We start from the raw sequence: 11,554 nt of genomic DNA, 5'->3' as shown, positions 1-11,554 counted from the left end.
AGGCAGCGGCCCGGGCCGCGCTCGCCGAACGCCGCACGGGAACACCGAAGTTCCGCGACGGGCGGGTCGAGGCCCTGCGGGCGTTGCGGGTCGCCCGCCGCAGCGCGGTCCAGCAGCGCTCGGACGTGCAGCGGCAGGTCAAGAACCTGATCGTCACCGCGCCGGAAGGCGTCCGCACCATGCTGCGGCACCTGAAGGACAAGGACCTGCTGACCACCTGCGCGGGCTTCCGCCCGAGCCTGGACCAGGCCGGCGGTCCGCTCACCGCGACGAAGATCGCCCTTCGCTCTCTCGCCCGCCGCCACCGCGACCTGGGCCAGGAGATCGACGAACTGGACGAGCTGATAGCCCCGCTCACCCAGGAGATCAACCCGGCCCTGACCGAGCTGAACGGCGTCGGCCCGGACGTCGCCGGCCAGCTGCTGGTCACCGCGGGCGACAACCCCGACCGGCTCCGCTCGGAAGCGGCGTTCGCCATGCTCTGCGGCGTCGCCCCGCTGCCCGCGTCATCCGGCCGCACCCACCGCCACCGGCTCAACCGGGGCGGTGACCGGGCCGCGAACGCGGCCCTCTACCGGATCGTGCTCTGCCGCCTGCGCTGGGACCAGCGCACCAAGCAGTACAGGGAGCGACGGACCAAGGAGGGCCTGTCCAAGAAGGAGATCATCCGCTGCCTCAAGCGGTTCGTCGCCCGCGAGGTCTACCACGTCCTGACCACCACGAACGCCACCGCACCGGCCCCGAATCACCTCGCAACCGCTGCTTGACATCCATAAGAGCATCCGACCGGCACCTCCGCCCCGTTGGGCCCCGCTGGCGCTGGCCGAACATGCGGCTCCCTCCCATCCGGGTTCGGTCGCCGGTCTGTTGACACCGTTCCGCACCATCACTACCGTCCTACCGGAATATCGACCATTGTTCGACATCACGAACATCGAAGTGTCGGACTCGGCCGGCCCTCGCCACGCGTCCACACGAAAGTACTGATCGCGATGCCCTCACGCCGCCTGCCGGATCGTCGGATGCGTCCGCCCATGGGGTGGAACAGCTGGGACTGTTATGGGACGACGGTCACCGAGGATGAAGTACTCGCCAATGCCACCTTTATGAGCGACCATATGCTCGCCCATGGGTGGGATACCACGGTCGTCGATATCCAGTGGTACGACCCCACGGCCCGGGCCCACGGCTACAACACCGACGCGCCGATCGTTCTCGACGGGTACGGCCGGCAGCTTCCGGCGCCCGGTCGGTTTCCCTCCGCCGTGGACGGGGCCGGCTTTCGGCCGCTGGCCGATCGGGTCCATGCTTTGGGGCTCAGATTCGGCCTGCACATCATGCGGGGCGTTCCCAGACGCGCCGTGGCGGCCCGGCTGCCCGTTCTCGGAACGCCGTTCACCGCCGCCGATATCGCCGACACCTCGTCCGTCTGCCCGTGGAACCCGGACAACTTCGGCCTGGACCACGACCACCCCGGCGCCCAGGCGTACTACAACGCGCAGGTGGCGCAGTTCGCCGACTGGGGGGTGGACTTCGTCAAGGCCGACGACATGCTCTTCCCGTACCACGAACGGGAGATCGGCGCCTATGCCCGAGCCGTCGAGCGCAGCGGACGCGCCATCGAACTCAGCCTCTCCCCCGGCACCGATGTCTCGCTCGCGCGGCTGGACCACCTGCGGACGCACTCCACCATGTGGCGGCTCAGCGACGACCTGTGGGACCGCTGGGAGGACGTCGAGCCGCAGTTCGCCCGGCTGGCACGCTGGGCCCCGTGGCAGGGTCCCCGCGGTTGGGCCGACGCCGACATGCTCCCGCTCGGCCGCATCGGCATCCGCGCGGAGCGCGGTGACGACCGGCTGTGTCGGCTGACCCACCCGGAGCAGATCAGCCTGCTCAGCCTGTGGATCATCGCCAGATCGCCGCTGATGATGGGGGGCGATCTGCCGACCAGCCCGCCGGCGACCATCGCACTGCTCACCAACGACGAGGCCCTGAGCGTCCTGTGGCACTCCACCGACAACCGCGAGGTGCTGCGGGAACGCGAGACGGTGTGGTGGACCGCGCGCGACACCGACGGACGGCGGCGCTACGCCGCCGTGTTCTCTCTCGCCCCCGAACCCCGACGCGTCGCCACGCCGTTGGGCTCCGTCGACGGCCGGCCCGACGACCTGGTCAGGGAAGTGTGGACGGGCTCCGACATCTCCCACGACGGCAGGACCCTCGTCACCGATCTGCCCGCCCACGGCGCCGCGCTCTACCGTTTCACTCCGGAGACGGCAACACCGGCCTGAACAGAATTCGTTTCCCATGGCGTGGAGAAGGTTTTCCGCATAACCACGGGGCGATTCGGCCGAACTTCCACAACAAGTAATCGGGCCGAACAGATTGACGCGCCCTCGGCGCCCTTCCTATTCTCTGTTCGCGCAGATGAACAGCGTTCGAAATCTCGTGCGCGTTGGCTCCCCACACCAACTCTGGAGTTCCCATGTTCCTTGCACGACGCCGCCCGTCGCGCGCCGCGCTGGGCGCCTTAGCCGGTCTGGCGATGGTCCTGACCGTGGCGCCCGCCAACTCCTCCGCGTCGCCTCCGGCGGAAACGCCGGCAGAGGCGCCGGCGGAGACGAATGCCGCCGCGCTGCCGAGCAGCTTCGAGTGGACCTCGCCCGGCCCCGTGGTCTCGGTCAAGCCCGACGCCGGCCATGACGTGGTCTCGGTCAAGGACCCGACCGTGGTCCGGTACAACGGCGAATGGCAGGTGTACTTCACCGTCGCCAACACGGCCGGCGCCTGGAGCCTGGCCCACACCAGCTTCACCGACTGGTCCCAGGCCGACAGCGCGCCCCACACCTTTCTCGACACCAACCCGGCCATCGGCAACCGCTATGCCGCCGCCCCGCACCTCTTCTACTTCGAGCCGCGCGACGAATGGCACCTCGTCTACCAGACCGGCCTGCCGTCCTACTCCGTCTCCAACGATCCGAGCGACCCCATGAGTTGGTCGGCGCCCCGCAACTACCAGGACGAGATGCCCGATATCGTCCGGGAGAACATCGGCAACGGTCACTGGCTGGACTACTGGGTGATCTGCGACGACGCCATGTGCTATCTGTTCTCCGCCGACGACAACGGGCACCTCTACCGCGCGGAGACCACCGTGGCCGCGTTCCCCGAGGGTTTCGACAACACCCGGATCGTCCTGGAGGACAGCCGCACCAACCTCTTCGAGGGCGAGGCGGTCTACTACGTCGAGGACGCCGACACCTATCTCCTGATCATGGAGGCGATCGGCGACAACGGCCGGCGCTGGTACCGCTCCTTCACCGCCGACAGCCTCGACAGCCCGTGGCAGCCCCTGGCCGACACCCCCGACAACCCCTTCGCGCGCGCCGACAACGTCGCCTTCCCCGAAGGCGCCTGGACCCAGGACATCAGCCACGGCGAACTCCTGCGCAGCGGCCACGACCAGCGCATGACCATCGACTCCTGCGAACTCCGGCTGCTCTACCAGGGAATCGACCCGGCGGCCGGCGGCGACTACTCCCAACTGCCCTGGCGTCTCGGCCTGGCCACCCAGACCAACTCCGGCTGCTGACCGCCGGCGGAGCCGCCGTCAGCCGTCGAACATCGCGCGGAGGGCGGCGCGGTCCACCTTGCCGTTGGCGGTGACCGGGAACTCCTCGACCTCCCAGAAGTGGACCGGCACCATATAGTCGGGCAGTTCGGCGCCGCAGACGGCGCGGAGGGCATCGGCGGTGACGTCGCCGCCCTGGTCGCGGGCGTAACAGACGGCGAGCCGAAGGCTGCTCAGCCGGTGCAGGCCGAACGCCACCGCCCGTCGCACGCCCGGCACCGCGGCGAGGACGGCCTCCACCTCGCCGGGCTCAACCCGGTAGCCGCGGATCTTCAGCTGGTCGTCGACACGGGACAGGAAGTGGAGTTGGCCCTCCCGCAGCCGGACGAGGTCACCGGAGAAGTAGCAGCGGCGGTCGACGCCGTCCCGGTGCGGGAGGGTACGGAACTTCGCGGCGGTCAGCTCGTCGTCGCCGAGGTAGCCCAGGGCGACGCAGTCCCCGGCGATCACCAGTTCCCCCTCCTCCCCCTCGTGGAAGGGGCGCAGCGCGCCGCCCGTCCAGCGCAGGAGTTCCGCGCTCGCCACTGCCGAGCCGATGGGCGGGTGCGTCGGCCAGTTCTCCGGGCCGCCCGGGAGGCGGTAGGCGGTCACCACATGGGTCTCGCTGGGGCCGTACTGGTTGATCACCGCGATGCCGTTGGCGGCGCAGAACGCCCGCACCTCGTCGTTGACCACCAGGCGTTCCCCGGCCACCGCCAGTTCCCTGAGGTCGGGCAGGTGCGCCTCGTCCACGACGGCGGCCAGCGCCAGCCCGTGGAGGGAGGCGACCGGCAGGAAGCAGCGGGCCACCCGGTGTGCGCGCAGGACGCGGATCAGCGCCGGATAGTCGCGGCGGGTGTCGTCGTCCACCACGATCAGCACGGCGCCGGCCAGCCAGGTGGCCACCATCTCCTCGTAGACGGGATCGAATCCGATGGACGCGGCGTGCAGGGTGTGCGGCGCGACGGCGTGCCGCCAGCGCTCCAGATGCCAGCTGCCCAGGTCGTCGAGGACGACGGGCGGCACCGCGACGGCCTTCGGGTCGCCGGTGGTACCGGAGGTGGGGATGACATAGGCGATCGGCCCGTCGGCCACCTCGTCCAGCGGCTTGGCCACGATCTCGTCGACGGTGTACTGGGGGATCCCGAAGGGGGCGGGCGGCGCGGTCGGGTCGCGCAGCACCATCCGCGCGCCGGCCCCGACGGCCACCTTGACGGCACGCGGCGCGGGCAGGTCAGGGGCGATGGAGACCACCCCGGCGCCCCGGCGCCAGGCGGCCAGCACGGCGGCGGCGCGCGGCCAGCCGCGCCCGGCGTGCAGGGCGACCACATCGCCGGGCGCCACGCCCTGTTCGGCGAGCCCACCGGCCAACTCGGCGGAGAACCGGTCCAGTTCGCCGTAGGTGTAGGCCCGGCCGCCGTCAACGACCGCCGTGGCGTCCGGGGTCCGCCGAGCGGCGGCGAGGAGTCGGTGAATCAGCGGCATGTCGATTCCCTCTCCGAGGTGGGAGCTGGCGGCGGGCTGCCCAGGTCGGTGATCACAGCTCGTCCAGGGCGGTCAGCGGGGTGTGGTCCGGCTCGGCCAGGAACGCGGGCCTGCTCCCGCCGGTCGGCACGTTGTGCACGCTGTTGTAGGTGAGGAGCAGCAGGGTGCGGTCGACCGGGGACATGTTGGTCCCCGAACCGTGGATCAGCCGGGGGTCGAAGAGCAGCATGCTGCCGGCGGGGCCGGTCGCCGACTCGATGCCCAGTCGCTCGGCGAGCGGCCTGAGCCGCTCGGGGGTCAGCGCGTACTTCAGGTCGGCGGAGAGATGCGACTTCCAGTCGCCCTCGCCGCCGCGTCCCTCGGTGTCGCCGGTGTCCAGCCGGTGGGATCCGGGCAGGAACAGCAGCGGGCCGTTGTGGGGCGTCACCTCGTCCAGGAAGAAGGCCACGTTGGTCGCCCGGGGCTCGCGCATGCCGTCCTCGCGCTGCCAGAAGACGTAGTCCTGGTGCCAGGGCCAGAGATCGCCCTGGAAGGCGCGTTTCGCGTTCACCTTGCTCTGGTGCACATAGACCTGGCCGTCCAGGATCCGTTCGGCCGCGGTCAGCACCGGCGACCGGCGGGCCAGCCGGGCCACCAGCGGGCTGACCTGGTGGCAGCCGTGGATGCCACGGACCGTGCGGCCGTCCTTCTCCAGGACCCGGCCCGGATGTTCCTGGTGGAAGAGGTGCTCGATCTCCCGGCGGACACGCTCGGTCTCGGCCGGGGAGAGCACCCCGGGCACCAGGGTGTAACCGGTGGTCTGGTAGCTCCTGAGCTGGGTCGTGCTGAGCACGCCGCCTCCCCTGTCTGTGGATGCCTGCGGTTGGTCACGTGCGGTTCGCGTTACGGTCCGGTCCGCCGCCGACACCGATCGGTCCCTCCCGCCGGTCGCGGAGCCCGCGCCCGGCCAGCACGGCGGGAACCACCAGTGAGACGGTCAGCGCCGCCGACAGGTACATCGCCCCCCGGGTGCCGAACAACGCCACCAGCGGGGCGCCGCAGAGCACGCCCAGCGGGCCGGCCAGGTTGTAGCCGGAACTCCAGAACGTGAGGACGGGCTGCTGGTCGCCCTCCGGTACCCGGCTCTGGATCAGGGTGTACATCACGGGCACGAACGGGGCCCAGAGCAGGCCGCCGACCGCGATGGCCACGAAGGCCACCGGGATATGGGGCGCGGAGGCCAGCAGCCCGAGGGAGAGCCCGAAGCCGACGATCAGCCAGGTCAGCACCCGCGCGGGCGGGTACCTGCGGAAGTAGGCCGCGCTGATCGAGCCCACCACGGCGCCGACGCCCAGCGAGGTCATCAGGAACCCGTAGGCGGCCTCGCTCCCGTCCAGGTCCTGGCGGACGAAGAGCGGGAGGATGACCTCGACCGGCCCCCACAACAGGTTGAAGGAGAAGGCCACGAAGAACAGCGGCCAGAGCCCGGCCGTGCGCCGCAGGATCTCCCAGCCCGACGAGACCGGCCCGTCGGCCGGCCTGGTCCGCTCCGGTGTCGGCAGGCCGATCAGCGCGCCGGCCAGCAGCAGGAAGGACAGTCCGGCCAGCAGCATCGGCAGCCAGGAGCCGGTCAGCACCACCAGGACGCCGGCAAGGCTGGGCCCGAGGATGTAGACGGCCGTGCTGTCGTTGGTGCCCAGCACGCTGTTGACGGCGAGCCGGTCCTCCTCCGCCATCATCGAGGTGGCCAGCAACCGCCGCGAGGCGCCCGCGATCGGCCGCAGCACCGAGCCGAAGAGCATGGCGAAGAACAGCGGCCACAGGGTGAGCACTTCGCGCAGCGCCAGCACCGCCAACGTCGTCAACACCGTGGAGCGCACCAGGCAGTCGAGGGCGATGACCTTCTTCGGATCGGGTCGGTAGCGGCTGAGCCCGACGCGCAGCCCGATGGGCAGGGAGAGCAGGGTCGGCGCGGCGAGTACCAGCGATACGGCCAGGGCCTCGCTCAGCGGCCCGTGGATGTCCAGCGCCAGCAGCGGGAGCGCCACCAACAGCATGCCGTCGCCCAGCTTGGCGGCGAAGTCCCCGGCGAGGAGGAGACTGAGCCTGCGGTGCCGAAGCACCGACCGGTAGGGGTTCAATGGAAAGCCTCTCCATCCCGGTTCTCGGGATCACCCCCGGACGGGCGGAACGCCATCGCGTGAGGGCTCATCACCTCGGGCGCCCGCCGGGCCAGCCGCGCGGCGGGGGCGGGGAGTTCGGGCGCGGCCTCCCGCCGCGGAGGGGCCATGGCTAGGCCGTCCCCGCGCGGTAGACGGAGATGTGCCGGCCGACGCCGGTGAACTCGCCGCCGGTCCAGCCGGACTGGCGGGTGACGGGGGTGAGCCCGGCGAGGGCGGCCATCAGGTCCAGTTCGGAGGGCCAGATATAGCGGAAGGAGATCGGGACCAGCCGGGTGCGTCGCTCGTCCACCACGATCTGCTGCCGGTCGACGCGCTGGGCCAGCGGGTCGTGCAGGGAGAGGAAGAACGCGGCCTCGTCCGCATCGACCTGGAAGGCGTCCACATACTGGCGTTCGTTCATCCGCCGGTAGGGCGGACTGCCCAGCTCCAGCACGACATACCCGCCGGGCCGCAGCCGCTCGGCGACGGCGCGGAAGCACCGCACCTGGTCCTCCTGGCCGCACAGGAAGTAGAGGGTGCTGCACAGGCTGTAGACCAGGTCGAAGGTCCGGTCGGCGCCGATGCCGGCGAGGTTGAGAAAGTCGCCATGAAGCGGCTCGACGGCGTCGCCGCCCGGCTTCTTCGCCAGCTCGGCGAGCATCGCCGTAGAGGAGTCGATGCCGGCGACCCGCAGCCCGGCGCGCGCGAGGGGGATGGCCACCCGCCCGGTGCCCACGCCGAGTTCGAGGGCGTCGCCCTCGGGGACGAGGGAGGTCAGGAACGTCACGGCGGGCTCGGGCGCCTCCCCACCGCCCATCAGCACGTCGTACTCGGCCGCGGCCCGGTCGCCGTAGGTGGAGATGTCGTAGTCACGCACGGTCGGTCCCCTCCTCGTCGGTTCCGGCGTCCTCGGGCGGTGGCAGCGCGGCGGCGACGCGGGCCGCGAAATCGGCGAAGTCCTCGCTGTCGAACAGTTCCCGCACGGGTATCCAGACTCCCAACTCTTGCTTGACCCGGGCCAGGATCCGGGCCGCCTCCAGCGACGCCCCGCCCAGCAGGATGAAGTTGTCCTCGTCGGCCGGCGGGCCGGTCTCCAGCACCGTCGACCACGCCTTCTCGACGACGGTCCGCAGCCGCTCCGGCACCGGTGCCCGCGCCGCCGGGGCCGCGTCCGGCGCCGTGCCCCGCGCGGCGGCGGGACACCGGGGCGGCGGGGGGAACGCGCTGTCCGGCGCCCGGACGAGCAGCAGGGCGTGCCGCTCGGCGTCCCGGACCAGCGCGGCGGCGGTCTCCGGCGTCAGACGCCGAGGGTCGTACTCCAGCCGTCCGGCCCAGCCGTCCGCCGTCTCGTTCCACATCATCGCCACCCGGAACTTGGCGGCGCGGCTCGGCAGCCATGCGGTGCGCCAGCGGACGTCGTCGGCGGTGACGCGGGGGTCGGGGAGCCGGTTCACCTCGAACAGGAACTGGCCATAGGGGGTTTCGCCGCCGGTGCGGTCCGGGCGCAGTTCCCTGATCACCTCGGCGAACGGCACGGCGGCGTGCGCGAGCCCGGCGTGCAGCGTGTCGGTGGTGGCGCCGAGCACGGCGCGCGCCGGGGTCGCGCCGCCGAGGCGCACCGGCAGCGGGACCATGCTCAGATACGGTCCGACGGTGGCCTCCTCCGCCGGGTGGCGCAGCGAGACGGGGATCAGCAGGACGGGGTCCGTCCCCGGGCCGTGCTCGTGCAGCGCGGCGGCGAAGGCGACGGCGCCCAGCGCGAACACGGTCGAGCCGGCCTCGGCGGCGGCCCGCGCCATGCCGGCGGTCAGCTCGTCCGAGAGCGTCCACGTCAGCACGCCCAGCGGGTCGCCTCCCGGGTCGCCTGCCACGGTGGCGGCGAACACCGGGCTGGACGCGGGGAGTTCGGCCAGCGTGGCGCGCCAGTGCGCGACGGCGGCGGCCCGTTGGGGTCCGGCGAGGGCACGGCGTTCCCTGGCCAGATAGGCGTGGTAGCCCGTCGGTTGCGCCGGTCGGTCCGCGGATTCGGCGCCGCGGGCGCGATCGTAACCGGCGGTCAGCTCGTCGAGCAGCGCGGGCACGGAGCCGCCGTCCCAGAGCAGATGGTGCACCACCAGGACCAGGGTGTGTGCGGTGGCGCCGTGCCGCCGCAGCAGCAGCCGGAAGAGGGGGGCCTCGAAGAGGTCGAACGGGCGGGCCGGTTCGACGTCCGGCGGATCAGCGGCGCCGTTCGCGTCCACGACGGGCAGCGCCACGGGGGCGGTGGGCCGCACCAGCAGCAGCGGCTCCGGCTCGCGGGGCGTCAGGGCGGCCCGGAGCAGTTCCTGCCGCTCGACCAGCCGGTTCAGCGCCAACCGCAGTGCGCCGACGTCGAGTTGCCCTTCGAGATGGATCTCCAGGGTCTCCAGGTAGGCGAGGCCGGTGGGGTCGTCCTGCTGTCGCAGCCAGATGCCCCGCTGGATGCCGGAGAGCGGCAGCGTGGCGGACCGCGCCGCCTCGGCGTCCCCGCCCCCGGGCTCCGGCGCGGCGGCGAGCAGCCCCGCGATCTCCCGGACGGTACGCGCGACATACAGCTCGGGCAGCGCCAGCTCCCGCCCGAACACCTCCGCGAGGCCGGCCCGCAGCCGCGCCAGGCCCAACGAGTCGCCGCCCAGGGCGAAGAAGTCGTCCAGCACGCCGACCTCGGCCCTGCCCAGCACGGCGCCGAAGAGCCCCCGCACCCGCTCCTCCGTGGCGTCGAGCGCCGGGGTGTGCGGATCGGTCAGTTCCGTCGCCTCGGCGGGGCTCGGCAGCTTGGCCCGGTCGAGTTTGCCGCTGATCAGGGTGGGCGGGGCGGTCAGCAGATAGAACCGGGTGGGCACCGCGTGCCGGGGCAGCCGGGCGGCGAGGGTGGCCCGAAGCTCGTGCGGCGCTGGCGTCCTGGCGCCCGAGCGACCGACATAGGCCAGGACCTCGGCGGTCCCGGCGGGCTCCCCCACGGTGGCGGCGGCCCAGTCGACCCCGGGATGCGCCAACAGCGCGGCCTCCACGGCGCCGAGGTCGACCCGGGCGCCGCCGACCTTGGGCTCCGCACCGGCGCGCGCCACATAGGCCAGCTCGCCGCTCGGTGTCCGACGGACCAGATCCCCGGTGCGGTACATCCGGCCGTCCCCGTCCCCGTCGTGGAACGGGTCGGGCGGGAAACGTTCGGCGGTGAGCGCCGGGTTTCCGAGATAGCCGTGCGCCAGGCCGACGCCGCCGATGTACAGTTCCCCGATCTCGCCGGGCGCCACCGGCCGACCGGCCGGGTCCAGCACATGGGCCGTGGTGCGGGCGATGGGGCGGCCGATCGGCGGCAGCCCCTCCCCGGAAGGGCTCAGCACGGAGGTGAGCCGGGCCCCCGAGGTCTCGGTGGCGCCATAGGAGTTGACCACGGTGAACGGCAACCGGCCGGGCCAGCGGCGCAGTTGCTCCCCGCCCAGCACCATCAGCCGCAGGGGGCAGCGCTCCGGCCAGGGCAGCGCCAGGGTGCGTTCGCCCAGCCCGGTGACCAGGATGGTGGTGCTGGCGCGGCGTTCCAGCAGCCAGGCCCGCACGGTCTCCGGGCGCCACTCCACGCCCTGTTCGGCAACTACGACGGAGGCGCCGCAGGTCAGCTGTGGCCACAACTCCCAGCGGGAGATGGCGAAGGCGGGCGAGGAGAGCCACGTTCCCCGGTCGTCGGGGGTGAGGGCGAACGCCCGCCGGGTCCAGTCCGCCTCGTTGAGCACGCCCCGGTGGGGCACGGCCACGCCCTTGGGCGCCCCGGTCGATCCGGAGGTGAAGAAGACATAGGCGGTGCGGTCCCGGCTGCCGTCGTTCCAGGCCAGCGAGGGGGCGCCGGCCCCGGGCAGTGGCTGGACGGCGTCCGGCGCCTCGACCAGGGTGGCCGCGCCGCCGGCCCGCAGCAGCCGTTCGGTGCTCTCCTCAGGGAGGGCGTGGTCGAGCGGCAGGCAGGCGCTGCCGGCCTTCCAGACGCCGAGGACGGCGGCGACATGCTCGGCGCCGCGCGGCATCCGCACGGCGACCGGCGCCCCGGGCGCGGTGCACTCCCGCACCCGTCGGGCCACCGCGTCGGACGCCTCGTCGAGCGCGCGGTAGGTCCACGTCGTGTCGCCGTCGCGCAGCGCCGTCCTGGTCGGAAGGCGCCGCGCGACGGCGGCGAACCTGGCCTCCGTCGTCTCGTCGGCAGCCGCGCTCATGCCGGGGTGCCCGACTCGGTGGTGGCCTCCGACAGCCGGGGCAGGACGTGTTCGTCGGGCGGTCGCACGGTGCGCGGCGCTTCCGGACGGCTGGTGTC

At 72.4% G+C, this 11,554-nt stretch carries 8 protein-coding genes; 3 read left to right on the top strand and 5 right to left on the bottom strand.

Annotation, left to right across the window (positions count from 1 at the left end; genetic code table 11):
• The 3 genes from AOM46_RS31005 to AOM46_RS30995 form a co-directional block, all read left to right on the top strand.
• Positions 1–767, top strand: a 767-nt coding sequence (locus tag AOM46_RS31005) for an IS110 family transposase (RefSeq protein WP_062218211.1), incomplete at its 5' end; no start/stop codon positions are given.
• Between the two features lie 255 nt (positions 768–1,022).
• Positions 1,023–2,291: a glycoside hydrolase family 27 protein gene (locus AOM46_RS31000; protein ID WP_234314150.1), complete on the top strand. Its 1,269-nt coding sequence runs from the start codon at positions 1,023–1,025 to the stop codon at positions 2,289–2,291.
• A 194-nt stretch (positions 2,292–2,485) separates the two neighbouring features.
• Positions 2,486–3,592 carry a non-reducing end alpha-L-arabinofuranosidase family hydrolase gene (locus AOM46_RS30995; RefSeq protein ID WP_062218205.1) on the top strand — a complete coding sequence of 369 codons (1,107 nt, stop codon included), beginning with the start codon at positions 2,486–2,488 and terminating at the stop codon, positions 3,590–3,592.
• Between the two features lie 18 nt (positions 3,593–3,610).
• Here the strand turns inward: AOM46_RS30995 and AOM46_RS30990 are convergent, their stop codons facing one another.
• From AOM46_RS30990 to AOM46_RS30970, 5 genes are all read right to left on the bottom strand, one after another.
• Complete coding sequence (locus AOM46_RS30990; protein ID WP_062218202.1) at positions 3,611–5,095, bottom strand: AMP-binding protein; 1,485 nt, start codon at positions 5,093–5,095, stop codon at positions 3,611–3,613.
• 52 nt (positions 5,096–5,147) lie between these two features.
• Positions 5,148–5,927 (bottom strand): phytanoyl-CoA dioxygenase family protein, encoded by a 780-nt coding sequence (locus AOM46_RS30985; protein WP_062218199.1) that lies wholly within the window; start codon positions 5,925–5,927, stop codon positions 5,148–5,150.
• Positions 5,928–5,961: 34 nt separating this feature from the next.
• Positions 5,962–7,215: an MFS transporter gene (locus tag AOM46_RS30980; protein ID WP_062218196.1), complete on the bottom strand. Its 1,254-nt coding sequence runs from the start codon at positions 7,213–7,215 to the stop codon at positions 5,962–5,964.
• 151 nt (positions 7,216–7,366) lie between these two features.
• Entirely contained in the window at positions 7,367–8,113 is a 747-nt protein-coding gene (locus AOM46_RS30975) for a class I SAM-dependent methyltransferase (protein WP_062218193.1), read from the bottom strand.
• Positions 8,106–11,456 (bottom strand): acyl carrier protein, encoded by a 3,351-nt coding sequence (locus tag AOM46_RS30970; RefSeq protein WP_062218190.1) that lies wholly within the window; start codon positions 11,454–11,456, stop codon positions 8,106–8,108. Before AOM46_RS30970 ends, AOM46_RS30975 begins: the two co-directional genes overlap by 8 nt.
• Positions 11,457–11,554: the final 98 nt, after the last annotated feature.

This window comes from Streptomyces sp. NBRC 109706, assembly GCF_000974485.1.
Taxonomy (GTDB): Bacteria; Actinomycetota; Actinomycetes; order Streptomycetales; family Streptomycetaceae; genus Streptomyces.
Note: the sequence above shows the minus strand (reverse complement) of the source record. Positions and strands in the feature narration are given on the sequence as shown.

Excerpts from the sequence above, each read along its gene's own strand:
- AOM46_RS31000 (WP_234314150.1), top strand. The coding sequence starts at position 1,023 with ATGCGTCCGCCCATGGGGTGGAACAGCTGGGACTGTTATGGGACGACG.
- AOM46_RS30995 (WP_062218205.1), top strand. The coding sequence starts at position 2,486 with ATGTTCCTTGCACGACGCCGCCCGTCGCGCGCCGCGCTGGGCGCCTTA.
- AOM46_RS30990 (WP_062218202.1), bottom strand. The coding sequence starts at position 5,095 with ATGCCGCTGATTCACCGACTCCTCGCCGCCGCTCGGCGGACCCCGGAC.
- AOM46_RS30970 (WP_062218190.1), bottom strand. The coding sequence starts at position 11,456 with ATGAGCGCGGCTGCCGACGAGACGACGGAGGCCAGGTTCGCCGCCGTC.